General features: G+C 71.7%; 24 protein-coding genes. 15 read left to right on the top strand and 9 right to left on the bottom strand.

Annotated features, from left to right (window positions below; genetic code table 11):
- Positions 1-319 precede the first annotated feature (319 nt).
- From ACGFIB_RS10645 to ACGFIB_RS10610, 8 genes are all read left to right on the top strand, one after another.
- Positions 320-643, top strand: a complete 324-nt coding sequence (locus ACGFIB_RS10645) for a YciI family protein (protein WP_357242176.1) — start codon at positions 320-322, stop codon at positions 641-643.
- The gene (locus ACGFIB_RS10640) at positions 640-1,872 is read left to right on the top strand and encodes an RNA polymerase sigma factor (RefSeq protein ID WP_393370482.1); all 1,233 of its coding nucleotides are present in this window, start codon (positions 640-642) and stop codon (positions 1,870-1,872) included. The genes ACGFIB_RS10645 and ACGFIB_RS10640 overlap by 4 nt, the downstream gene beginning before the upstream one ends.
- Before the next feature lie 117 nt (positions 1,873-1,989).
- Positions 1,990-2,622 (top strand): maleylpyruvate isomerase family mycothiol-dependent enzyme, encoded by a 633-nt coding sequence (locus tag ACGFIB_RS10635; protein ID WP_393370479.1) that lies wholly within the window; start codon positions 1,990-1,992, stop codon positions 2,620-2,622.
- Positions 2,623-2,755: 133 nt separating this feature from the next.
- The gene (locus ACGFIB_RS10630) at positions 2,756-4,078 is read left to right on the top strand and encodes an endo-1,4-beta-xylanase (RefSeq protein WP_393370477.1); all 1,323 of its coding nucleotides are present in this window, start codon (positions 2,756-2,758) and stop codon (positions 4,076-4,078) included.
- Positions 4,079-4,275: 197 nt separating this feature from the next.
- Positions 4,276-4,674 (top strand): YciI family protein, encoded by a 399-nt coding sequence (locus tag ACGFIB_RS10625; RefSeq protein ID WP_357257083.1) that lies wholly within the window; start codon positions 4,276-4,278, stop codon positions 4,672-4,674.
- A complete protein-coding gene (locus tag ACGFIB_RS10620) occupies positions 4,671-5,966 on the top strand; it encodes an RNA polymerase sigma factor (RefSeq protein WP_393370475.1) in 1,296 nt (431 codons plus the stop codon). The genes ACGFIB_RS10625 and ACGFIB_RS10620 overlap by 4 nt, the downstream gene beginning before the upstream one ends.
- A gap of 111 nt (positions 5,967-6,077) precedes the next feature.
- A complete protein-coding gene (locus ACGFIB_RS10615) occupies positions 6,078-7,118 on the top strand; it encodes an NAD-dependent epimerase/dehydratase family protein (protein WP_393370472.1) in 1,041 nt (346 codons plus the stop codon).
- A gap of 139 nt (positions 7,119-7,257) precedes the next feature.
- Positions 7,258-8,241 carry an aldo/keto reductase gene (locus ACGFIB_RS10610; RefSeq protein ID WP_393370468.1) on the top strand — a complete coding sequence of 328 codons (984 nt, stop codon included), beginning with the start codon at positions 7,258-7,260 and terminating at the stop codon, positions 8,239-8,241.
- A 151-nt stretch (positions 8,242-8,392) separates the two neighbouring features.
- Here ACGFIB_RS10610 and ACGFIB_RS10605 read toward each other — a convergent pair whose 3' ends face one another.
- Together ACGFIB_RS10605 and ACGFIB_RS10600 are read right to left on the bottom strand one after the other, a co-directional pair.
- Complete coding sequence (locus ACGFIB_RS10605) at positions 8,393-9,040, bottom strand: response regulator transcription factor (RefSeq protein ID WP_357242154.1); 648 nt, start codon at positions 9,038-9,040, stop codon at positions 8,393-8,395.
- The gene (locus ACGFIB_RS10600; protein ID WP_393370464.1) at positions 9,015-10,193 is read right to left on the bottom strand and encodes a sensor histidine kinase; all 1,179 of its coding nucleotides are present in this window, start codon (positions 10,191-10,193) and stop codon (positions 9,015-9,017) included. The genes ACGFIB_RS10605 and ACGFIB_RS10600 overlap by 26 nt, the downstream gene beginning before the upstream one ends.
- A 163-nt stretch (positions 10,194-10,356) precedes the next feature.
- Here ACGFIB_RS10600 and ACGFIB_RS10595 point away from each other — a divergent pair, with 163 nt between their 5' ends.
- A complete protein-coding gene (locus ACGFIB_RS10595) occupies positions 10,357-11,148 on the top strand; it encodes an ABC transporter ATP-binding protein (protein WP_393370460.1) in 792 nt (263 codons plus the stop codon).
- Entirely contained in the window at positions 11,145-11,951 is an 807-nt protein-coding gene (locus ACGFIB_RS10590) for an ABC transporter permease (protein ID WP_393370457.1), read from the top strand. Before ACGFIB_RS10595 ends, ACGFIB_RS10590 begins: the two co-directional genes overlap by 4 nt.
- Positions 11,952-12,206: 255 nt before the next feature.
- On the opposite strand, the gene ACGFIB_RS10585 is transcribed toward ACGFIB_RS10590, so the two are convergent.
- The 5 genes from ACGFIB_RS10585 to ACGFIB_RS10565 all read right to left on the bottom strand — a co-directional run bounded on the left by ACGFIB_RS10585 (position 12,207) and on the right by ACGFIB_RS10565 (position 15,820).
- A complete protein-coding gene (locus tag ACGFIB_RS10585) occupies positions 12,207-12,377 on the bottom strand; it encodes a hypothetical protein (RefSeq protein ID WP_393370455.1) in 171 nt (56 codons plus the stop codon).
- A gap of 138 nt (positions 12,378-12,515) precedes the next feature.
- Positions 12,516-13,037, bottom strand: coding sequence for a S1 RNA-binding domain-containing protein (locus ACGFIB_RS10580; RefSeq protein ID WP_393370453.1), 522 nt, complete (start codon positions 13,035-13,037; stop codon positions 12,516-12,518).
- A gap of 42 nt (positions 13,038-13,079) precedes the next feature.
- The gene (locus ACGFIB_RS10575) at positions 13,080-13,691 is read right to left on the bottom strand and encodes an FMN-binding negative transcriptional regulator (protein ID WP_393370450.1); all 612 of its coding nucleotides are present in this window, start codon (positions 13,689-13,691) and stop codon (positions 13,080-13,082) included.
- A gap of 70 nt (positions 13,692-13,761) precedes the next feature.
- A complete protein-coding gene (locus tag ACGFIB_RS10570; RefSeq protein WP_393370447.1) occupies positions 13,762-14,490 on the bottom strand; it encodes an SAM-dependent methyltransferase in 729 nt (242 codons plus the stop codon).
- A 106-nt stretch (positions 14,491-14,596) separates the two neighbouring features.
- Positions 14,597-15,820, bottom strand: coding sequence for a hypothetical protein (locus ACGFIB_RS10565; protein WP_393370444.1), 1,224 nt, complete (start codon positions 15,818-15,820; stop codon positions 14,597-14,599).
- Between the two features lie 554 nt (positions 15,821-16,374).
- Here ACGFIB_RS10565 and ACGFIB_RS10560 point away from each other — a divergent pair.
- A complete protein-coding gene (locus tag ACGFIB_RS10560; RefSeq protein ID WP_393370441.1) occupies positions 16,375-17,937 on the top strand; it encodes a Re/Si-specific NAD(P)(+) transhydrogenase subunit alpha in 1,563 nt (520 codons plus the stop codon).
- A 2-nt stretch (positions 17,938-17,939) separates the two neighbouring features.
- Positions 17,940-19,346: a Re/Si-specific NAD(P)(+) transhydrogenase subunit beta gene (gene pntB, locus ACGFIB_RS10555; RefSeq protein ID WP_393370438.1), complete on the top strand. Its 1,407-nt coding sequence runs from the start codon at positions 17,940-17,942 to the stop codon at positions 19,344-19,346.
- Positions 19,347-19,374: 28 nt separating this feature from the next.
- Here pntB and ACGFIB_RS10550 read toward each other — a convergent pair whose 3' ends face one another.
- Positions 19,375-19,668 (bottom strand): ester cyclase, encoded by a 294-nt coding sequence (locus ACGFIB_RS10550; protein ID WP_393370434.1) that lies wholly within the window; start codon positions 19,666-19,668, stop codon positions 19,375-19,377.
- 54 nt (positions 19,669-19,722) lie between these two features.
- Between ACGFIB_RS10550 and ACGFIB_RS10545 the strand changes: the two genes are divergently transcribed.
- The 3 genes from ACGFIB_RS10545 to ACGFIB_RS10535 are packed head-to-tail and all read left to right on the top strand — an operon-like array spanning position 19,723 to position 23,029.
- A complete protein-coding gene (locus ACGFIB_RS10545) occupies positions 19,723-20,286 on the top strand; it encodes a winged helix-turn-helix domain-containing protein (protein WP_229689816.1) in 564 nt (187 codons plus the stop codon).
- A 2-nt stretch (positions 20,287-20,288) separates the two neighbouring features.
- The gene (locus ACGFIB_RS10540; protein WP_393371458.1) at positions 20,289-21,581 is read left to right on the top strand and encodes an MFS transporter; all 1,293 of its coding nucleotides are present in this window, start codon (positions 20,289-20,291) and stop codon (positions 21,579-21,581) included.
- Positions 21,578-23,029 (top strand): hypothetical protein, encoded by a 1,452-nt coding sequence (locus ACGFIB_RS10535; RefSeq protein WP_393370431.1) that lies wholly within the window; start codon positions 21,578-21,580, stop codon positions 23,027-23,029. The genes ACGFIB_RS10540 and ACGFIB_RS10535 overlap by 4 nt, the downstream gene beginning before the upstream one ends.
- A 46-nt stretch (positions 23,030-23,075) precedes the next feature.
- Here ACGFIB_RS10535 and ACGFIB_RS10530 read toward each other — a convergent pair whose 3' ends face one another.
- Complete coding sequence (locus ACGFIB_RS10530) at positions 23,076-24,080, bottom strand: HEAT repeat domain-containing protein (protein ID WP_393370428.1); 1,005 nt, start codon at positions 24,078-24,080, stop codon at positions 23,076-23,078.
- Between the last annotated feature and the right edge of the window lie 3 nt (positions 24,081-24,083).

Genomic DNA, 24,083 nt, shown 5'->3' with positions numbered 1-24,083 from the left:
CACCGCTGCCAACGAGCCGTCCCCGCCGCCCGGTTCCCCGTACGCCGTCACGAGGCGAGCAGGTCGAGGAGGAAGCCGACGACGAACAGGACGAAGGCGAGCCGGCGCAGGAGGTGGAAGGGCCGGGTCCGGTCGACGCCGAAGGCGAGGAGCCGCAGCACGCCCCGATGCGTCCGCCACTTCGCCGCCAACAGCAAAGGGACCGGACGAGCGACCGCGAATGGAGAACGCCCACACGCGCGAAATCCTTGGGAGCGTCCATCATGGCCGTCCCCGTTCGTCGTAGGGACATGATGGGATTCCGGTGCGAGGAGGACGCATGAAGTACGTGCTGCTGATCTGCGGCGACGAGTCGGCGGCGGAGCACGCCGACGACGGGTGCGGCGGGTGGTCGGAGAAGATGGCGGAGCGCGGCGTGCTCCGGGGAGGCGCCGGGCTGCGCCCGCCGGACGACGCCACGACGCTGCGGGTGCGCGAGGGCGAGGTGCTGCTGTCGGACGGGCCGTTCGCCGAGACCAAGGAGCAACTCGGCGGGTTCTGCCTGATCGAGTGCGCCGACCTGGACGAGGCCATCGAGATCGCCGCCGCCCATCCCGCCGCGGCGTACGGCACGATCGAGATCCGGCCGCTCCTCGACCTGTGACGCCGCCGGTCGAGGCCGCCGTCGACCGGGCCTTCCGGGAGGAGTGGGGGCAGGTCGTGGCCACCCTCATCCGCTGGACCGGCGACTGGGACCTGGCCGAGGAGTGCGCACAGGACGCCTTCGCCCAGGCCCTGCGGACCTGGCGGCGCGACGGCGTGCCGCGCCGGCCCGGCGCGTGGCTGACCACCGCCGCGCGCAACCGGGCCGTGGACCTGCTGCGCCGCGAGGCGACCGGCGCCGCCAAGCTCCGGGAGGTGGCGGGCGTGCTCAGGACGGATGACGACGCCGGCGACGAGCCGGACGTGACGGACGACCGGTTGCGGCTGATCTTCACCTGTTGCCATCCGGCGCTCGCGCTGGAGGCCAGGGTGGCGCTGACCCTGCGCACCCTCGCCGGGCTCGGCACGACCGAGATCGCGCGGGCGTTCCTGGTCGGCGAGCAGGCGATGGCCAAGCGGCTGGCCCGGGCCAAGCAGAAGATCAGGCACGCGGGCATCCCCTATCGGGTGCCGCCCGCCCACCTGCTGCCCGAGCGCCTTCCGGCGGTGCTCGCCGTGCTGTATCTGCTGTTCAACGAGGGCTACTCGGCGACGGCCGGCGCCGACCTCGTACGGCACGACCTCGCGGCCGAAGCGATCCGCCTGGCCCGGGTGCTGGTGCGGCTGATGCCGGACGAGCCCGAGGCGGCGGGCCTGCTCGCGCTGATGCTGCTGCACCACGCACGCCGCGCCGCCCGCCTCGACGAGGCCGGCGACCTGGTGGTGCTGGAGGACCAGGACCGCGGCCGGTGGGACGCCGGCCTGATCGCCGACGGCGTGGCCCTGCTGGACGGCACGCTGCGGCGGGGGCGGCCCGGCCCCTACCAGGTGCAGGCCGCCATCGCCGCCTGCCACGCCACCGCGGCCCGCCCGGAGGACACCGACTGGGCGCAGATCGCCGTGCTGTACGCGCGGCTCGCGCGGCTGGTCCCCTCGCCGGTCGTGGAGCTGAACCGCGCGGTGGCGGTCGGCATGGCACACGGCCCCGCCGCGGGCCTGGCGCTGGTCGACGCCCTGCGGGAGACGGGCGCCCTGGCCGGCTATCACCTGCTGCCCGCCGCCCGCGCCGACCTGCTGCGCCGCCTGGGCCGTACGGCCGAGGCCGCCGGCGCCTACCGGGAGGCGGCCGGGCTGGCCGCCACCGACGCCGAGCGCCGCTACCTCGCCCGCCGCCTCGCCGCCCTCGGCTGACACTTCGCCGCCCTCGCCCGCCGCTTCGCCGTCATCTCGGCTGACACGGTCCATCCGGGCCGCGCCCGTTCGTCGGGTGGGCGTACGGACGGACACGACCGGAAGGGCGACGAACGAATGGACACCGATATCCGGCAGCAGATCGCGGCGGAACGCCGCGATCTGGCGGACCTGCTGAGCGAGCTGCCGCCACACGCGTGGGACGCGCCCTCGCTGTGCGCGGGGTGGCGGGTGCGGGAGGTGGTGGCCCACATGACGATGCCCTACCGGCACTCCGGGCCGAGCGTGCTGGCCGGTCTCGTCAGGGCCCGGGGCAACTTCGACCGGCTGGCCGACCGGCTCGCCCGCCGGGACGCGGCGGCGCTCGGCCCGCGAGAGCTGACCGCGTGCCTGCGGGACAACGCCGAGCACCCCTGGCGCCCTCCGGGCGGCGGCTACGCGGGGGCGCTGTCGCACGACGTGATCCACGGCATGGACATCACCGTGGCGCTCGGGATCGACCGGAGGGTTCCCGGCGACCGGATGCGCGTCCTGCTCGGCAACGCGCTGTCCCCACGCAGCCGCAGGTATTTCGGCGTCGACCTGGACGGTGTCGAACTGCGCGCCGACGACGTCGACTGGTCGCTCGGCACGGGCACCCCGTTGTCCGGCGCCGCGCAGGATTTGGTGCTGGTCCTGTGCGGCCGCCGGCTGCCGGAGGGACGGCTGCGCGGTGAGCCCGCCGCCCGCTTCACCCATTTCATCCACTGAACGCGCTACTTCGGCCGTTGATCGCGCCGATGGAGAGGTCTGTGTGCTTTCGAGCATCAAGAGCGTTAACGTGCTCGGGATCACAGACCTCTCCGGCGGGGGCGAGGAGGCTCCCGGAGGGGACTTGTCCGCTTTGAGCATCCCTGGAGGCCGCTCGATGTCGTCCCACCCTGCTTCCAGCTCCGCGGTCGTCGACCCCGACCCGCTGATCAGGAAGCACCGCACCGCCGGCGCCACGCTCACCGTCACCGCGAACGGCACGCCCCTCGCCGACCGGGAGGTGGTCGTCGCGCAGCGCCGGCACAAGTTCCTGTTCGGCTGCATCGGGTTCGACTTCATCCCGCTGGCCAACGGCGAGACCGCGACGGACGACGGCGAGCGGCGGTCGCTCGGCGAGTCCCCGGCGTCCGGGTCCCAGCAGGTCGCCGACCTGTGGTTCGACCTGTTCAACTTCGCCACGCTGCCCTTCTACTGGGGGCATTTCGAGCCGGTCCGGGGCCGCCCGGACACCGAGCGGCTGCTCACGACGGCGCGATGGTTCGCCGACCAGGGCATCCCGGTCAAGGGGCACCCGCTCACCTGGCACACCGAGACCGCCGGCTGGCTGATGGACCTGTCGAACGCCGAGATCGCCAAGGCCCAGGTGGACCGCATCCGGCGCGACATGACCGACTTCGCCGGCGTGATCGACATGTGGGACGTCATCAACGAGGCCGTGATCATGCCGATCTTCGACAAGTACGACAACGGCATCACCCGGATCTGCCGCGAGATCGGCCGGATCCCGATGGTCCGGATGGTCTTCGACGCGGCCCGCGAGGCCAATCCCCACGCCACGCTGCTGCTCAACGACTTCGACATGTCCGCGGCGTACGAGTGCCTGATCGAGGGTGTGCTGGAGGCGGGCATAAAGATCGACGTGCTCGGCCTGCAGAGCCACATGCACCAGGGTTACTGGGGCGAGGAGAAGACGCTCGCCACGATCGACCGCTTCGCGCGCTACGGCCTGCCCATCCACTTCACCGAGACGACGATCGTCTCCGGCCACATCATGCCGGAGGAGATCGTCGACCTGAACGACTACCAGATCCCCGAGTGGCCGACCACTCCCGAGGGTGAGGCCCGCCAGGCCGACGAGATCGTGCGCCACTACAAGACCCTGCTGTCCCACCCCGCCGTCGAGGCCATGACGTACTGGGGTCTGTCGGACGGCGGCTGGCTCGGCGCGCCGGGCGGCTTCGTGCGTGCCGACGGCACCCCCAAGCCGTCGTACGACGCGCTGCGCTCGCTGGTCAAGGGCGAGTGGTGGCTGCCTCCGACGACGATGGTCACCGACGCGGACGGCCGCGTCCGGTTCGACGGCTTCCTCGGCGAGTACGAGATCACGGCCGGCGGCCGGTCCGTCACGTTCACTCTGGACGAGCCCGGAGACGCCGAGGTGGCCGTGTCCCTCTGAGCCGCCTCCCCCGGTGAGCCGTCTGCCCCCGAAAACGGCCTGTCCCTGAGAGCCGGCTCCCCCTGGAAAACCGGCTCTCCTGAAGCGGCCGGAAGAAATTTCCGCGATATCTCCGGCAGGATGTCGAGAATCGGGGAGCCGGCTTCTACCCAGGGGTGAGCGCGCCCACGAGGGGCGGGCGGCAGGAGGAGCGAGACATGAAGTACATGCTGCTGATGCAGTTCGGCTCGGAGAGCGGCATCGCCCCCATGGACACCTGGTCGCCGGAGGACGTCAAGGCACACATCGAGTTCATGCACGACGTGAACCGCGGGCTCGTCGAGGCCGGCGAGCTCGTGGACGCCCAGGGGCTGGCGATGCCCGGCCAGGCGCGGATCGTGCGGGCCGGTGAGGGCGGCGTCCCCGTCGTCACCGACGGCCCGTTCCCCGAGACGAAGGAGTTCCTGATCGGTTACTGGATCATCGACTGCGAGGGTCCCGAGCGCGCGTACGAGCTGGCGGCCCACATCTCGGCGGCGCCCGGACTGAACGGCGAGCCGCTCAACATGCCCATCGAGGTGCGTCAGGTGATGGCGGCTCCGTCCCAGGAACTGTGACCGCGGCCCACCCGCACGTCGACGACCTGCTGCGCCCGCTGGCGCCGCAGGTCGTCGGCGTGCTCACCCGCAGGTTCGGCGACTTCGACGCCGCCGAGGACGCGGTCCAGGAGGCGCTGCTCGACGCCCTCGCCCAGTGGCCCGCCGAGGGTGTGCCGGACAACCCCAAGGGCTGGCTGGTCCAGGTCGCGTACCGGCGGATGATCGAGCAGGTGCGGAGCGAGCAGGCGCGCCGCCGCCGCGAGGAGCTGGTCGCCGCGAGGGATCCCGCGGGCCACCGGACCTCCCCGGCTGCCGACCTGGCGTACGAGGCGGACGGGGACGACACGCTCGTCATGCTGTTCCTGAGCTGTCACCCCGCGCTGACGCCGGCGTCCGCCATCGCCCTGACCCTGCGGGCCGTCGGCGGGCTGACCACGGCCGAGATCGGCAGGGCCTTCATGGTGCCGGAGGCGACGATGGCGCAGCGCATCAGCCGGGCGAAGCAGCGCATCAGGGCGTCGGGGGTGCCGTTCGACATGCCGGAGCCGGAGGAGCGCTCCGCGCGGCTCGCCTCCGTGCTGCACGTGCTCTACCTCATCTTCAACGAGGGGTACACGGCCGGCGGCGGCCCCGGCCTGCACCGCGTCGAGCTGTCCCGCGAGGCGATCCGGCTGGCCAGGACGCTGCACGGCCTGCTGCGAGGTTCCCCGCACGGCGACTGCGAGGCCGCCGGACTGCTCGCGCTGATGCTGCTGACCGACGCCCGGCGGCCCGCCAGGACGGGTCCGGGCGGCGTCCCCGTCCCGCTGGCGGAGCAGGACCGCCGCCTGTGGGACCGCGAGGCGATCGCCGAGGGCGGCGCGCTGCTCACGGCCGCCCTGCTCCGGGGCACCGCCGGGCCGTACCAGATCCAGGCGGCGATCGCCGCGGTGCACGACGAGGCGGCGACCGCCGAGGAGACCGACTGGCCGCAAATCCTCGCGTTGTACGGCCTGCTGGAGCGCATGTCACCCAACCCGATGGTCTCCCTCAACCGCGCCGTCGCCGCCGCGATGGTGCACGGTCCCGCCACCGGGCTGGCCCTGCTCGAACCGCTGGCCGCCGGCCCGCTGGCGGGCCACCACCGCCTGCACACGACGCGCGCGCACCTGCTGGAGATGGCCGGCGACCTCTCGGCGGCGGTCGAGGACTACCGCGCGGCGGCGAGCCTCACGGCCAGCCTGCCCGAGCGCGGCTACCTGACCGCCCGCGCCGCCCGTCTCGGCGCCTCGGTGACGACGCTCTTGACGTCGGATGACGCCCCGCTCTAAGTTGCTGCCGAAACCGACAATTTTCACAATTTTCCCGAAAACAATCGGTCGGCCGACTGCCCCAGACCGGGCGCGGCACGGCCCGTCGCCGCCACATGATTCGGAGTCCACGTGAAGGTCCTCTACATCGGCGGCACCGGAACGATCAGCTCGGCCTGCGTGGCCGAGTCGGTGCGCCGGGGCCTTGACGTCCACGTGCTCAACCGGGGCCACACCGCCCGGCGCCGTCCCCTGCCCGAGGGGGTCACGACGCTCACCGCGGATGTGCGGGACCGCGACGCGCTCCGCCGGGCCCTGGCCGGGAGGGCGTACGACTGCGTCGTCGACTTCCTCGGCTACACGGCCGAGGACGCGGCGGCGGCGGTGGACCTGCTGGACGGCCACACCGCCCAGTACGTCTACATCAGCAGCGCCTCCATCTACCACAAGCCGGTGCGGCGGGCGCCCTTCACGGAGTCGACCGCCCGGCGCAACCCCTACCTCGCGTACGCACGAGACAAGATCGCGGCCGAGGACGTCCTGCGCCGCGCCTACGAGGAGCGCGACTTCCCCGTCACGATCGTGCGCCCCTCGCACACCTACGACGACGCGCACCCGCCGCTGCCCGGCGACTGGACGATGTGGGACCGGGTCGTACGCGGCGACGAGATCGTGGTGCCCGGCGACGGCACCAGCCTGTGGACCCTGACGCACGCGGACGACTTCGCCGTCGGCCTCGTCGGCCTGCTAGGCGCCTGGCAGGCGCTCGGCGAGGACTTCCACATCACCTCCGACGAGGCGCTGAGCTGGAACGAGATCTACGAGGTCATCGGGCGGACGGCCGCGACACCGGCCCGGCTCCTCCACCTTCCCGCCGAGTTCCTGCCGCTCGTCGCGCCGGACTGGTTCTGGTCCGACCTGATCGTCGGCGACCTCCAGCACACAGCGTTGTTCGACACCACGAAAATCAGGCGCTTCGTCCCGTCGTTCCGGCCGGTCGTCACCTGGCCGGAAGGGGCCAGGCGGCTGCACGCCTGGCGGTCCGCCCACAAGGAGGAGACCCGGCCCGACGCCGCGACCGACGCGGTGCTGGCCCGGCTCGCCGAAGGGCACCGGGCCGCCTCGGCGGCCGTGGCGCGCCTGGCACCGGACAAAGGTGACGGGCAAGGGTGACGGGTCCAGGTGACCGGCAGGGATGACCCGTGCAGGTGACCAGTGCAGGTGACTCGTGCAGGTGACCGGCGAAAGTGACGGTGCAGGTGATCGGCGAAGGTGACGGTTCGTGACGGTTCGTGACGGAAGGACACCCCCGATGCCCCTCGATTCGCGCGACGACCTGACGGTCCCGGACCCGGCGCTGCGCCGGCCGTTCGGGCGCACCGGCCTGGCGGTGACGCCGATCTGCGTCGGCACCAGTCCCCTGGCGAGCATGCCGGGCCTGTACGGGTACGAGGTCGGCGAGCAGCGAGCGCGGGCCACGGTGGAGGCCGTGTTCGACGGGCCGTTCAACTTCCTGGACACGTCGAACAACTACGGCGGCGGCAGCGCCGAACGACGCATCGGCGCCGTGGTCCGCGACCGCGGCGGCGTGCCCGCCGGGTTCGTCCTGGCCACCAAGGTCGACGCGGACCCCGACACCGGCGACTTCTCCGGCGAACGCGTGCGCCGTTCGGCCGAGGAGAGCCTGGAACGGCTCGGCGTCGGCAACGTGCCGCTGCTGTATCTGCACGACCCCGAGTTCCATATCACGTTCGAGGAGGCCATGGGCCCCGGCGGGGCGGTGGAGGCGCTGGTCGCGCTGCGGGAGGCCGGCGTCGCCGACCATATCGGCATCGCGGGCGGCCCGGTCGGCCTGTTGCGCAGGTATGTCACCACCGGCGTCTTCGACGCCGTGATCAGCCACAACCGCTGGACGCTGGTGAACCGCGAGGCCGACCCGCTGCTCGACGAGGCCCGCGAGCGCGGCGTCGCCTTCGTCAACGGCGCGCCGTACGGTGGCGGGATGCTGGTCAAGGGGCCCGACGCCCAGCCCCGCTACGCCTATCGGGACACCGGCGAGTCCGTCCGGAACGCGGTCCGCGCCATGCGACGGGTCTGCGACGCGCACGGCGTGCCCCTCGCCGCCGCCGCGCTGCAGTTCTCGCTGCGCGATCCCCGGGTGACGTCCACCATCGTCGGCGTCTCGGAACCCGAACGACTCGAGGAGACGTTGAGCCTCGCCGCCACCCCGATCCCGCCGGCTCTGTGGGACGAGCTCGACCGGCACCTGCCCTCTCCCGCCGCCTGGCTGGACTGATCGCCGGCCCGGCCTCCCGGTCGCCGTCCCCGTGACGGGCCGCGCACCCGGCCCCGCCCCCGCCCCGACGCCGATGCCGACGCCGACGCGAGCCGTCACAGCCGGACGGGCGGGCGCGGGCGGCGAGCACGGGCGCGGTCGAGGGGTGCGCTCAGAGGAGACCGGCGTCGCGCACCTTCATCGCCACCTGGACGCGGTTGTCGGTGCCGAGCTTGGCGAAGATCCTGGTGACGTTCGCCTTCACGGTGGCGACGCTCATGTAGAGACGCTCGGCGATCTCGGCGTTCGATTTGCCCTGCGCCACCTCGACCGCGACCTCGAGCTCGCGCTCGGTGAGCCTGTCCAGCTCCTCCCGCACCCGCGGGAGGGCCGGTCCGGACCCGCCGGTCGCCGCGGCGATCACCTGCCGGGCGACGCTCGGCGACAGCACGGGCTCGCCCTTCGCCACGGCACGGACCGCCTCGATCATCCGCGGCGGCGGGGTGTCCTTCAGCAGGAAACCGTCGGCGCCGAGTCGCAGGGCCCGCAGCACCATGTCGTCGGCGTCGAACGTGGTGAGCACGAGGATCCGCGGCGGGCCGGGCCGCTCCCGCAACAGCTCGGTGGTGGTCAGCCCGTCCTGGCCGGGCATCCGAATGTCCAGCAGCACCACATCGGGACACAGGTCGCGGATCACCTCCATGGCGCGCAGCCCGTCCTCGGCCTCGCCGACGATGTCGAAGTCGGGTTCGCCGCCGAGGATGAGACGCAGCCCGGTCCGCACCATGGCGTCGTCATCCACTATCACCAGCCGGGTCACGATCCGCAGCCTCCCATGGCAATCGGACATCAAGGATGAATCGCCCGTCCTGGATCGTATGACTCAGGGTGCCGCCGGCCATCCTCGTTCGCTCCGCCAGACCCACCAGGCCCAGCCTGCCGCCCGGACCGGGGGCCGAGCCGGAGCGCGTGGCGTTCGTCACCCGGATCCGCAGGTCCTCCCCCGGTCGTCCGCCGAGTTCGGCGGTGACGCTGGCGCCCGGCGCGTGCTTGCGCGCGTTGGTCAGTGCCTCCTGCACGATCCGGTAGGCGTGCCGGCCCGTCTGCGCGGGCAGCGACTCCCGGCCGTCGATGCTGTCGTCCACCTCGACCCGCTGGCCGGCGGCGCGGACCTCGCCGAACAACGCGTCCAGATGGGCCAGGTCGGGCTGCGGCGCCTCCACGGCGCCGTCGTCGCGGAGCGTGCGCAGCACCGTGCGCAACTCGTTGAGCGATTGGTGCGCGTTCTCCTGGATGGCGAGCGCGGCCTCACGCGTCTGCTCCGGGCCGAGGTCGGTCCGGTAGGCCAGGCCGCCGGCCAGCATCGCCAGCAGGGAGATCCGGTGTGCGAGCACGTCGTGCATCTCCTGAGCGATCTTGACGCGCTCCGCCAGCCGCGCCTGGTCGATCCGCTGACGCTGCTCACGCTCGGCGGCCCGCGCCCGCTCGCGCAGGGACAGCTCCAGGTCGCGGCGCCCGCGCAGGTAGAGGCCGAACACGGTCAGGCCGCCGAGAATCGTCAGCCCCGACACCGAGGAGACGAACGTGGCCTGGTCTACGCCGCCCAAAGACCCGCCGACCAGCAGGAACACCACGGACGCGACCGCGACCGGGACCGTCCGGCTCCATCGGCGATGGGTCACCAGGGACACGTACGCGACCTGCGCGGGGCCGGTCGCCGTGGCCGAGAACGTGGTCAGCAGGGCGGTCGCCAGGGCGATCTGCCACGGCCACCGGCGCCGCCACCGCATCAGGACCAGCCCGATCAGACCGAGCGCCGAGTCGATCAGCGCCTGCGGGAGGCGGTCGCCGTCGTGCACGACGAGCCAGGCCAGCACCATGCCGTGGAAGAGCATCGGCACCACGGCGCACAGGTAACGCAGCGCGACCCCCTGCCTGTCCAGGGGTGGCTGGTAGTCCGGTCGGCCGTGCACAGCCCCACAGCTTAAGGACCTCACCGAACTGGTCGTAGCGACCTGGGTCGACCTGTGGACAACCGTGGGTATCGCCCGCGGGCGAAAGGCCGGGCCCGGCGTCGAGACGCGCCGGACCTCGGTCCGATGCGGCGGCGTCCGCATTCGCGGTGGACTGGGCGGCGTGATCGAGTTCAACCATGTCAGCAAGATCTATGGAAAGGCGAAGGCGCTCGACGACGTGACCTTCACCGTCGCGGCCGGGAGCGTCACCGGCTTCCTCGGGCCCAACGGCGCCGGAAAGTCGACGGCTCTGCGCATCCTGGTGGGGCTGTCCCGCCCCTCCTCCGGTTCGGCGACCGTCCTCGGCCTGCCGTACGCCGGGATGGCCTGCCCCGGCCTGCGGGTCGGCACCCTGCTCGACGCCGGGGCCCGGCATCCGGGCCGCACCGGCAGAGAGGTCCTCACGCTCGGCGCGATGACGCTCGGACTGCCGCGGACCCGGGTCGGCGAGGTGCTCGACCTGGTCGGGCTGACCGAGCGGGAGAGCCGGCAAACGGTCGGCGGCTACTCCCTCGGGATGCGCCAGCGGCTCGGCATCGCACACGCCCTGCTCGGCACTCCCGAGGTTCTCGTCCTGGACGAGCCCGCGAACGGTCTCGATCCCCAGGGCATCCACTGGATGCGCCGCCTGCTGCGCGACCTCGCCGACTCCGGATGCGCCGTGCTGCTCAGCTCGCACCTGCTGCACGAGGTGGAACAGGTGGCGGACCACATCGTGATGATCGGCAGGGGACGCGTGCTCGCCCAGGGCACGACCGGCGAGCTCGGCCGGGGCCGCGGCCTCGAAGAGACCTTCCTCGAACTCACCGCGCACGCGGACCGGAGCCCGGACTCCACCGCGTCCCCGGGCTCCACCGCGTCCCAGGAAATCGGCGCGTCCCCGGAAACCGGCGCCGGCCGGGGCGGCGCATGACCCGCGCCGGCGGCCGCCCGACCGACATCACGGCACCGAGCCCCGTCACGAAGGACGACAAGATGAACGCCGACCGGCCGATCCCGTTCCGCAGGCTGCTTGCGGTCGAATCCCGCAAGCTCGTCGACACCCGCAGCGGCATGATCATCGCCTTGGTCATGGTCGGGCTGGTGGCCGCGTCCGTCATCGCGCGCGGCGCCGTCGCCGGGCCGAAGCTGCAAACCCTGGTGGGCACGGCGGGGATCGCCCTCGGCACCCTGCTCCCGGTGCTCGGCATCCTCACCGTAACCGGTGAGTGGGCGCATCGCACGGCGCTGACCACCTTCGTGCTCGAACCGCGCCGCCATCGCGTCGTCGCCGCCAAATGCCTGCCGCCCCTGCTGGCGGCGGTGGCGCTCTCCCTGTTCGCCATGCTGGTCGCGGTGCCGGCCACGGCCGTCGTGTCCGGAGTGCAGCACGTGCCCGCCGTCTGGGAGGTCCAGCCTCTCGCGCTGCTCGGCTGGACCGGGGGGAACGTCCTCGTGGCCGCGGCGGGCCTCGCCCTCGGCGCGCTGCTTCTCAACGCGCCCGCGGCGATCGTGATCAACTTCTCGACTCCGGTCCTGTGGGCCGTCGTCGGCAGACTCGACTCCGCCGGCGCGACCCTCGCCGAGTGGCTCGACCTCGGCACCACCGCCGCTCCGCTGACAAGCGGCGACATGACCTGGAGCGAGGGAGCCAGGCTGGCCACGTCGGTCGCCTTCTGGATCGCCATCCCCATGGCCGCCGGCCTGGTCCGCGTGCTCCGCAAGGAGGTGACCTGACCGGCCGCAGCCCCGGCCGCGGGCCACAGCCCGTCGAGGAACATGGCGACGCGGTAGGACTCCGCGGCCAGGAGGTGCTCGGTTCGGCGTGACGCCGCGCAACAACCGGGCGTCGAACGTCCGGGGTGGCGGGGCCGTGGGCGCCGAGGAACGCGCGGAGCACACGCACTCCCCTCCCTCCGGCGAGCACCTGCGCCCGGGTCGTGTCATCTACGCCTCGGGATCGAGGTGTACGCCTTCCGAGCAGGCGACCGCTCAGCGCTTGAGGATTCGGTGCCGTCTGAGTAGAGCGGCGATCCTCTCGTGGTTCGCGCCGCCGTTCAGCTCCTCCAGCAGATCGTCGGGGCACAGCTCATAGAGATCTCCCCACCATCGGCGGGCTCTGTTGTCCCAGATCCGGTAGCCGCCCGGCACCCCTCTCGCCACATACCGTCTCCTACTCACTGCGCGACTCCGAGCTGTCGGAGTCCGGCGTGTAGCCGCAGCTTTCTGGGCGGCATGCGGTCTTGTAGTCACGCTCCCGATCCTCGGCCTCAGCGGCGTCCCGGCTCCCGCGGCGGCCTCTCATTCTCGCGCCGTCCGGAGGGCGAGTTCGATTCGTCGGCGGGTGACATCGACTCGGACAATCTCCACCGTCAGGACGTCACCGGGCTTCACGTCCCTGTCGGCCAGTTCGGAGCCGGGCACGAAGCCCTCGGCCCCCTTCGTCCCGTCTTCGACGCGGACGAACGCGCCGATGGGAGCGACCTTGGTGACCGGGCCGGTGACCATGCGGCCGATCTGCTGCTGGAGGTCGATCAGCGGGTCAGCGTGGAGCGCCTTGAGAGACAGCGGCACGCGCCCGCGTTCGACATCGACGTCGAGAACCTCGGCCGTGACCTCTTGGCCGACCGCGACGACATCCGCAGGGTGATCTATGCGCCGCCACGACAGCTCAGGGACATTGATCACGGCGGCGAATCCGCCGATGTCCACGAAGGTCACGCCGAAGTCGGCGATCTCGATGACACTTCCCGTGATGACCTGACCCCGGCGAAGTGTTCGCAGAAAGGCCAGTTCCCGCTCGTTGAGGGCTGGGTTTGGCATGTCATCGCTCCTTGGCCGCCGCGCAAGTAGCTCCTGCGGGTGTCAGCCGAGCCGGCGCAGGATGTGCTCCCGGGCGGCGGCGTCGCCGGGGCCGCCCCGCTCCGCGAGGCGTTCCGCGACATACCGTCGGTGGGCCTCGTCCACGTTCCCGCCGTACTTGAACTTGCCGGCGACCTTCTGCACGGCCAACCGGAGGCCGCGGATGCCCGGCAGGCGCCGGTGATGCTCGGCGGGGTCGGCGAGACCGTGGTCCAGGCGGGCGAGCTGCGCACGCAGGATGCCGAGCTTCCCGTCGGGGTCGTCGACGATCTCCGCGCGGCAGACCAGCTGGACGGCCGCGTAGTAGGTCGTGGGGACGCCGAGCCGGGGATCCTCGCCGGCGCCGGGCAGCGCCTTCCACGCCCCCTCGACGTACGCCCAGTCACCGGCCACGGCCATGACCACGGCGGGGTTCTCCTCGATCGCCGACCAGACGGGGTTCGGCCGGGCGAGGTGCAGCAGGATCGTGGACGCGTCGGCGAGGAGGAACTGCGTCGGCACGACCACCGGCACGTCGCGGTCGCGTCCGGACGCGATGAGGTGACCGAACTCGTTCGCGCGGACGAAGGCCAGCGCCTCCTCGTCCGGGGATGCGTCCCAGGGATGGATCAGCACCTCTTCACTCTACGCACCCGCCCCGGTGATCCACCGCGCCCGAGCGGCCGCCCGGCCCCGCCGCCGAAGGTCACATGCGGCGGAGGAGCAGGGTGACGAAACCGAGGGCACCCCGATAGCCGTCGAGCCACATGTCGCGATGCTCCCTCATCACGGCGAGGGCCTGCTCGCCGTCGGGGCCGGGGTTGTCCGCGGCCCAGCGCGCCAGCGTGCCGGTCCACGACCACTCGTACTCGTCCCATTCCGCCAGGTCGCTCACGTGGGCGTAGACGGTCAGCCAGCCCTTGGACTCGGCGGCCTCCACCGTGCCCGCCAGGTCCGGATATTCGCCGATCGCTTCGGCGACCTCGGGAGTGGGAGGGCGTTCCCAGTACGCCTCCCCCAGGAGTGCGAGGCCGCCGGGCCGTACGAACCGGGTGAGCGCCTCCATCGTCTCCGTCAGCCCGCCGAAGGCGTGCGTAGCGCCCACGCACAACCCCAGGTCGTACGGCTGGGGGGCCGTGAAGGCGTCGGCCGCCGACGTGTGCAGCGTCAGCCGGTCGGCCACTCCCCGCCTCGTGGCCGCCTCGTTCGCGGACGCCACCGCGTGCGGCGAGATGTCGACGCCGTCGGCGCGGGCGGACGGGACGAGTTCGAGCGCCCGGAGTGACCACTCGCCCTCGCCGCATCCCAGGTCGAGGATGCGCGCTCCCTCCGGCAGCGCGGCGCGGCGCAGCAGCCGGTCGAGGTTGGCGTCCGAGATCGGCGCGGCGATCGGGTGATCACGATGGGCGATGGCACTGAGCAGTTGTCGATCCACCGCGCCATCCTGCCCGCATGAGCGGAGCGACCGCATCCGCTTATCGCGGGTGCCGGTCCCGCCGAAGTGACCGGCCGGAGGCGGATCGGCCGCGGCGGGCGGCGGTTCAGCCGGTCCAGGAGCTGTTGAGGAAGGACATCACCATCGGCACCATGAGCGGCCCGATCACCGCGGCATAGAGGATGATCACCGACCGGTGGCGGGCGCCCGCCCGGCCGACGAGCACGAACAGCGGCCACCACAGCAACGCCGACCTGGGGATCGACATGTAGAACGTGGAGGTCACCAGCGCGCCCAGTTGCAACCCGACGTAGACGAACTCCGCCCAGCGGCGGGTGACGAGCAGCCAGACGAGCAGGAGCACCCCGACGATCGCCGCCGCTATCTCGAGCCGGAACATCGGCCCGAACCCTTCGTCACCGCCGGTCGAGTCCCACGTCGCGCGGAACGCCTCCCAGGGCCAGACCGGTTTCCGTCCCCAACCGGTCTGCTGCGCGCTGTTCCAGGCCAGCCAGTCACCCGTACGGGAGTACTGATAGGCGGCGTACGCGAAGAGCGGCGCGAACGGCAGCACCAGCCAGGCTCCCCGCCGCCAGCCCGCCCAGCCGTCCCTCCGGATGCGGCTCACCACGAACTCGACGATCAGCGCGACGGCCAGGAACAGGCCAGTGATCCGTACGCAGGACGCCCCGGCGGCCAGGGCACAGGCCAGCGGCCAGGCACGGCGGCGGGCCGCCAGCCAGGCGGGCAGCGCGAAGGCGAGGAACAGCGCCTCGGAGTAGCCGGCGAACAGGAAGACGGCGGGCGGGCACAGCAGCAGCGCCACGACGGCCCAGCGGCCCGCACCGACGGGCCCTTCGAGGTCGGCGAGCCGGGCCAGCGCCACCACGGCCACCGCGCCGGCCACGAACGAGATGATCAGGCCGGCCAGGATCCAGTCGCCGACCACCAGATGCACCAGGCGCATCGCCAGCGGCATGCCGGGGAAGATGGCCGGCAGCCCGGGGTCGGGCTCCAGCTTCGGATCGCCGTCGTATCCGAACTCCGCGATCTTCCGGAACAGGCCGACGTCCCAGTGTTTCCACCGCTCCAGCAGCGGGGCGTGGCTCTGACCGGAGACGATCAGGACTCCGTAGAGCGCCGCGAGGAGTATGCCCGCCCTGGTGCCCACCCATATCAGTAGCGCGTCCCGGACGGTGGCGCTGCGCCGCAGCGGTTCGGCGGCGGTCTCCCCGGCGGGGAGACCCGAGTGCCCGGCGGCCTCCGCGTCCGGCCCGGTTCGCTCCCCGCGCTCGGGGTCGTGCTCAGCTTCCTCGACGAAAGCCGTCACGTGCCGTCTCCTCTCGCGCCTGCCGGCCCTCGCCGCGCGCGGCGTCCTACCGCTTCAGAGCACGACGTCTTTCCGCCTCGAAGCGAGAGCCCGTCCCCCGGACCGCTGCTGCTCCCCTGGGCCGTACGCGGCGAGCGGCGGCCGCGCCCGTGATCGCCAATGGTGTCAATCGCCCGGAGTGTGCGCCAGAGGGACTCCGGCGTCGCCTGCGCGGGCCACCGATGACCTCGGGTTTCCTCCGTGACGGGCCGGGACGGCCGGCGCCTCGGCTGAAAGTTGCAGCGGCCGGAGGGCCGGGCGCCCGGTGAACTGGGAGATCCGGGGACTCATGCCGTGTGGACAACCACCGGCAGGAACACCTTGATCCGTACGCAGAGAAGTCGGGACAATCTCCCCGGTATTCACATCGAATCGCATTCATCCCTTTCACCGCCGCCCGTACGGCGACGCGTGGCATGCCGGCGTTCCCTACCACCGCGACCCACAAGGCAGCGGAGGACGGCGGCGACCGCAGGGTCGGCCAACCCGACGACCCGCCGACAGAAAGGATCGTGATGAGTCATTCACCGCAACGCCTGGGCGTGGTCGCCGAATCGGCGCCGGGCGAGACACGCGTGGCGGCCACCCCGGCCACCGTCCCGCAGTTGGTCTCGCTCGGCTACGAGGTCATCGTCGAATCGGGCGCCGGCAGCCGGTCGGGCTTCACCGACGACGCGTACGCCAGGACCGGGGCGCGGATCGCCGGCCGTGAGGAGACGTGGGACACCGACGTCGTACTCAAGGTGAACGCGCCGTCGGCGGACGAGATCGCGGCGCTGCGCGAGGGAGCCACGCTCGTCGCCCTGATCGGCCCGGCGGCCAATGCCGACCTGGTGGACGCGCTCGCGCGACGGCCGATCACCGCGCTCGCGATGGACGCCGTGCCGCGCGTGTCCCGTGCGCAGTCGCTCGACGTGCTGAGCTCGATGGCGAACATCGCCGGTTATCGCGCCGTCATCGAGGCGGCGCACGCGTTCGGGCGGCTGTTCACCGGTCAGGTGACCGCGGCGGGGAAGGTCCCCCCGGCCAAGGTCCTGGTGGCGGGCGCGGGCGTGGCGGGGCTGGCGGCCATCGCCACGGCGAGCAGCCTGGGCGCGGTCGTACGGGCGACCGACCCCCGTCCCGAGGTCGCCGAGCAGGTGCGCTCGCTGGGCGCGGAGTTCCTCGACGTCGGGGTCGCCCAGGTGGCGAGCACGGACGGGTACGCCCGGGAGACCTCGCGGGACTACGACCGCCGCGCCGCCGAGATGTACGCCGAGCAGGCCGCCGACGTGGACATCGTCATCACCACCGCCCTGATCCCCGGACGTCCCGCCCCCCGGCTGCTCACGGCCGGGCACGTGGCGCGCATGCGCCCAGGCAGCGTCGTCGTCGACATGGCCGCCGCGCAGGGCGGGAACGTCGAGGGCACCCGTCCCGGGGAGGCGGTCGTGACCGGGAACGGCGTGACCATCATCGGCTACACCGACCTCGCGGGGCGGCTGCCGGCGCAGGCCTCGCAGCTCTACGGCACCAACGTCGTCAACCTGATGAAGCTGCTCACCCCCGGCGAGGACGGCCGGCTCGTGCTGGACTTCGACGACATCGTGCAGCGCGCGATGACCGTCGTCCGCGACGGCGAGAAGACCTGGCCGCCGCCGCCCGTGCCGGTGAGCGCGGCCCCCGCCCCCGCCCCCTCCGCTTCGGTGCGGGGAACGGCGGCGGCGCCCGCCGCGAGCCCGCCAACCCCGTCGCCGGGACGGCGACGCCATCTGGTCACCGCCGCCGTCGCCGCCGCGCTGTTCCTCCTGACCGCCTTCTCGCCGAACGCGCTGATCGAGCATGTCACCGTCTTCGTCCTGTCGATCGTCATCGGCTACTACGTCATCGGCAACGTCCACCACGCGCTGCACACGCCGCTGATGTCGATCACCAACGCCATCTCCGGGATCATCGTGGTCGGCGCGCTGCTCCAGATCGGCCAGGGCGGCACGGTCGTCGCCGTCCTGTCGTTCGTCGCCATCCTGCTGGCGAGCATCAACATCGTCGGCGGCTTCGCCGTGACCCGGCGCATGCTCGGCATGTTCACGAGGAGCTGACCGTGACCCTCGCCACGGCCGCACAGGCCGCCTACATCGTCGCCGCCCTGCTGTTCATCCTCAGCCTCGCCGGCCTGTCCAAGCACGAGACCGCCCGCTCCGGCGTCACGCTGGGCATCTCCGGCATGGTCATCGCGCTCGCCGCGACGGTCGTCCTCGCCGCCGACGGCGGCGAGACCCTCGCGGTGGTCCTGCTCCTGGCCGCGATGGTGATCGGCTCCGCCGTCGGGCTCTGGCGGGCCCGGATCGTCGAGATGACCGCCATGCCGGAGCTCATCGCCATCCTGCACAGCTTCGTCGGCCTCGCCGCCGTCATGGTCGGCTGGAACGGCTTCCTGGAGGTCGAGAACGGCGGCGGGGCGCAGGAGGCCGTTTCCGGCTCGCTGCTGGGCGTCCACCACGCCGAGGTGTCCATCGGCGTGTTCATCGGGGCGCTCACGTTCACCGGGTCGGTCGTCGCGTTCCTCAAGCTGTCGGCCCGGATCGACTCCCGCCCGATGATGCTGCCGGGCAAGAATCACCTGAATCTGGGCGCGCTCGCGGCGTTCGCGGTGCTGACCGTGCTCTTCGTGATCTCCCCGAACCTCGGGCTGCTCATCGCGCTGACCGCCGTGGCGCTGCTGCTCGGCTGGCACCTGGTCGCCTCCATCGGCGGCGGGGACATGCCCGTCGTCGTCTCGATGCTGAACAGCTACTCGGGGTGGGCCGCCGCGGCGTCCGGGTTCCTGCTCGACAACAACCTGCTGATCGTCACCGGCGCCCTCGTGGGCTCGTCCGGCGCCTACCTGTCGTATGTGATGTGCCAGGCGATGAACCGGTCGTTCGTCTCCGTGATCGCCGGGGGTTTCGGCATCGAGGCAGGCCCCGCCGGCGACCACGACTACGGCGAGCACAGGGAGATCACCGCCGCCGAGACCGCCGGCCTGCTCAAGGAGGCCAAGGCCGTCGTCATCACCCCCGGGTACGGCATGGCGGTCGCGCAGGCGCAGTATCCGGTCGCCGAACTCACCCGCAAACTGCGGGAACGCGGCGTCGAAGTGCGCTTCGGCATCCATCCGGTCGCCGGCCGCCTGCCCGGCCACATGAACGTCCTGCTCGCCGAGGCCAAGGTGCCGTACGACATCGTCCTCGAAATGGACGAGATCAACGACGATTTCGCCACCACGTCGGTCGTCCTCGTCATCGGCGCCAACGACACCGTCAATCCCGGGGCCGTCGAGGACCCGGACAGCCCCATCGCCGGGATGCCCGTCCTGCGCGTGTGGGAGGCCGAGAACGTGGTCGTCTTCAAGCGGTCGATGGCCACGGGGTACGCCGGGGTGCAGAATCCCCTGTTCTTCCGGCACAACAGCGCGATGCTCTTCGGCGACGCCAGGCAACGCGTCGAGGAGATCGTCTCCGCGCTCTGACCGTGTAACCGACGCCTCCCGGCCGCGGTCACCCCTGCTCGATCTTCGTCAGTCCGAAACCGAGCTGACTGTATAGCTCCAACTGGTCGAAGTATTCGCGGTGTGTGACGATCCTGCCGTTCGTCACGAAGGTCGAGCAGGTGGCGCGCAGAGTGATGTGCCGTCCCGTTCCCTCTATCTCGCGCCCGTCCGGCAACAGGAAAGGACCTTTATGGGTGCCGGTATAGGTCCATTCCGTGACGGCGGGGTTCTCACAGTCGCCGAGCTCGAACCAGGCCGTCGCGCGGAAGTGACATACACGGCTCCCGCGCCTGCGGGCCACGACCCGAGGCACAAGAGCTGTTGCACAATGACTCTTGTCTAATAGGGTGGGCGGGTGACTGATCGTCCGACGCGTGACGTACGCGACTCGAAGGTGCTCGCCGCGATGTCCCACCCGCTGCGCCGGCGGCTGCTCGACATCCTGCGGGTGGACGGGCCCTCGACGGCGTCGGTGCTCGCCGGCAGGACCGGGCAGGCCGTCGGCAACATCAGCCATCACCTCAAGGTCCTCGCCGCGAGCGAACTCGTCGAGGAGGTGCCGGAGCTCGCGCGTGACCGCCGGGAGCGCTGGTGGCGCAGGTCGCCGGACGTCCTCAGCTGGTCGGCGTCGGACTTCCCCGACGATCCCGTTGCCGCGGCGGCGGAATCGCTCGTCCTCGACCGGCAGACCGCGCTCGTACGGCAGTGGTTCGCCGAGCGGGACGGCTACCCGGAGCCGTGGCGGCGAGCGGCGTTCACCACCGACCACTGGGCGAGGCTGTCGGTCGCCGAGCTCGCCGAGCTGGAAGAGAAGATCTTCGCCCTGTTCGCCTCGCTGGCCGACCGGGAGGTTCCCGACGACGGAGAGCAGCGCGAGCTCGTCTTCCTCACCGTCCGCGCCGTACCGGGCCGACCGTGACCATGACGCCGGTCGTACGCGGCGGACTGCTGGGGACTCGCGACTTCCGGTTGCTGTGGATCGGCGAGACGACGAGCACGCTCGGCAGCTCCGTCGGCGGCGTGGCGCTTCCGCTGGTCGCCGTGATGACCCTGCACGCGAGCCCGCTCACCGTCGGACTGCTGACCGCGGCCGCCTGGCTGCCGTGGCTTCTGGTCGGACTGCCCGCAGGCGCGTGGGTGGACCGGCTGCCGAAACGGCCGGTGATGCTGGTGTGCAACACCGTTTCCATGGCGATGTTCGCGAGCGTGCCGATCGCGACATGGCTCGGCGCGCTGACGACGACGCACCTGCTCGTGGTGGCCACGACGGGCGGCGCGGCGAGGGTGTTCTTCACCCTCGCCTACCGGGCCTACCTGCCCGTGCTGGTCGACAGTGAGCGGCTGCTGGAAGCCAACGCCAAGCTCCAGGGCAGCGAATCGGCCGCGCAGATCGCCGGTCCCGGGCTGGCGGGGCTGCTCGCGCAATGGTTCGGCGCGGTCAGCGGCGTACTGGCCGATGCGGTCAGCTTCGCGATCGCCGTGCTGTGCCTGCGTTCTGTGGGCACGCGCGAGACGCGCCGGGAGGGTGCCGCGAAGCGGCGGCTGCGCGCGGAGATCCACGACGGGCTGCGGTTCGTCGTCCGCGACCCCTACCTGCGCACGCTCACCGCCTTCGGCGCGATGTCCAACATCGCGCTGGTGGGCTACTCGTCGATCCAGGTCGTGTTCCTCACCCGGGATCTCGGCGCCGGAGCGGGACAGGTGGGTGTCGTGCTGGCGGCGGCGAGCTCGGGCGGCCTGTTCGGCGCCGCGCTGTCCGGCCGGATGGCCACACGATTCGGAGCGGCACGGGGATTCCTTCTGTGCGAGGCGCTCGCCGCACCGATGGCTCTGCTCGGGCCGATCGGCAGCGGCGGCACGGGACTGGTGCTCTTCACCGCCGCCGGCCTCGGCACCGGCCTGGGCGTCGTGGCCTCGAACATCCTGACCAGCACCTTCCGCCAGCACTACTGCCCGGCCGAACTGTTCGGACGGATCACCGCGAGCGCCTCGGCCCTGAACTACGGCGCGATCCCCCTCGGCGGGCTGCTCGGCGGCCTGCTGGGCGAGTCGATCGGCGTACGCGAGACCCTGATGCTGATGGCCGTCGTCCAGCTCCTCTCGGTCGCCGTCCTGCTGCTCGGCCCGTTCCGCTCCCTGCGCGACTTCCCCACCCCTCGCCGTCCTGTCGACCGCGCTGAACCGGTCCTTCATCGCAACACCGGCAGGACATGACCAGAAGGGGAACGGCACCGGACGCCCTGGGCGCGTTGCTGGACAGGTCGCTCGCACAGATCGCGGAGGCGTCCGCAGACGCACGGACGTACGACCGGCAAACGATCAACGAGGTCGCGGACGTGTGGGACAACAACACCGTCCCTCTGTTCCATGCTGCGACCGCCCGCACCTCCGTTGGGCGGGAACGACGTGCCCGCGCAGCCCTTGCATTAATGGCCGAGCTCGGACCGGAGCGGCGGCGCTGGATGGTCGAGCAGGCCGCGGCAGCGGGGCACTCCCTGGAGCTACTGCTGCCGCCACCGATGGCGAAGCCCCGGCGCAGCAGGGACTACCGGGGGCACGTGACTCCCCCGTTCATGCCACTGACGGCCGGTGCCGCGCTCGAACTCGCAACCGACTACGACCTCGCCGCCGCCGAGGTCCGCACCCTGCTGATCGAACGTGTCGACGGACGACTGACCGGGTCACTCGTCCTGGTCGCCCCGCGCCGCTACGACGGTGGCCCACAGGCGGGAGATCCGCCCGAGCTGCACCTGCGGCTGGAGAACATCATCGACGTACGATTCGACTCCGACGACCGGCGGGGAGCATCCCTGCGCTGCCGGGCAGAGGAGACAGTCATCGGTGTCGGCGCGGTCGGAAGGCTGCTCGTCACCAGCGGCACCGTGGATATCGATGACCCGGCCTGGCATCTTTCCACCGCCGGCCGTGCCGCCGACCAGCGGACCCCACCTCGTGAGGAACAACCCCGCCGCACACCTGAGCGACAGCGGCCACGACCGGAGGGCGCGGTCCTGGTCGCCGCCAGGATCATGCACATCGCGATGCTCGAGATCCGCACGGTCGGCTACGCCCACTTCGCTGATCGAGTCCCCGTCCGGCTGCTTGCCGGCGCGCTCGCCGGCGCGGGGACGGACATCCTGGCCGCAGGCGCCCTCCGAGGCGGCCGCCGCGAAAGAGCCTTCCACAACCTGGTCGAGACGTGGATCAAGAACGGCGGCCCCGCTCTGGCACCCTGGTTCACCGATGAGCTACGTCAGATCGCCGACTCGGAACCGCTCCCGGACGCCACCAGAGGATGGATCGGAGGAATCACCGCGCAGGGGGCGGCGCTCCCGCACCTCGGGACAGGACAGGATCTCGGCCCACCGCTGGAGGCTGAGCTCCGGCTCGCCGAGTACACAGCCGCACACACCCGTTACACGACGCCGAGGGGCTCCTCCGCCGTCGTGCTTCTCGCCCACCCACCCACTGGACAGGACTCCCTGAGCCGGTGTTGGCGGCTGCGCGTTTTCGACGTGGACGATGTGAGCCGGTTCCGGCTCCGATCCGATGCCTTCCATGGTTCACACGAACTACGGACAGACAGGGAGTCGGTCGGACAGGAATCCTTGATCCTCGGCCGCGACTCCCTTGGTGTGCGCGGGAGCAGATCCCGGCGTTGACGCAGGGTGCCGAGAGAGGGAGCACCCGGTCCCCAGACGAGATCCGTCATTGCGCGCCACGCAGCGTGAGTAGGTATGTCGCGGTGAGCGCGACGGCACGGTCGTCGTCGTTCGACAGATCGGCGAGGGCACGCGACGTCGTGGTCCCTGGGATGTCCGCGAGCGCCTGTGTCAGCCGCCGGCGTGCGGACGCTTCAACGTCGCCCTGGGCGAGGCGACCCACGAGCCCGGTGGCGATCTGATCCGTCGACGCGGGATCACTCGCCAGCGCACTCAGCGCGTCGGCCGCATCGACGTCGTTCACCCCCTCGACGATCATGTCGATGAGCGTCGGGACCGCGTCGGCCACTCCACGGGTCCCGAGCGCCAGAGCCGCGCTCCTGCGCACCACGACGTCGGAGTTCGTGAGAGCCTGCCGCAGCAGCGCGGTGGCCGCGCCGCCCGGGATCTCGGCGATGGACTGGACGGCGCGTCTGCGCACCTCGGCCACCGGCGAGCCGAGGCCCTCCGCCAGCAGCGGCAGTCCGGTGTCGCCTGATCGCGCCAGAGCCCAGCGAAGGGCTCCGGCGACGTTCGGGTCCGTCTCGCTCAGCGCCGCCTCGGCCAGGGCTTCCACCGGCACCGGACCCTCTTCGGCCGAGGACAGGGCCGCGCGCTGGCGCTTCCCGGCGCTCTCCGACCCCAAGGCCTGAAGGAGTGCCACGGTCCGGAGGACGTCCTCCCAGCCGGCGGGTTCCGCGGCATTGATCCGGCGCAGTCGCGTGAGCAGTTCCGTCTCGGCCGCGATGCGTTCTCGCGTCTGGCGGATGAGGTCGTCGACGAGTCCCGAGGGCGTGAAGCCGGGATCATCCAGCGCAAGCCCGACTTCACGCAGCGACAGCCCCAATGACCGCAGGCTCTCGATATGGAAGATCCGCCGGATGTCCTCGCTGGAGTACTCCCGATAGCCGGCCTCGCTACGACCCGTCGGCCGCACCAGGCCGAGCGACTCGTAATGCCTGAGCATGCGGGCGCTGACCCCGGACCGTCGTGCCACATCACCGATCAGCACCGC

This window comes from Microbispora bryophytorum (assembly GCF_043197435.1).
Taxonomy (GTDB): Bacteria; Actinomycetota; Actinomycetes; order Streptosporangiales; family Streptosporangiaceae; genus Microbispora; species Microbispora bryophytorum.
Note: the sequence above shows the minus strand (reverse complement) of the source record. Positions and strands in the feature narration are given on the sequence as shown.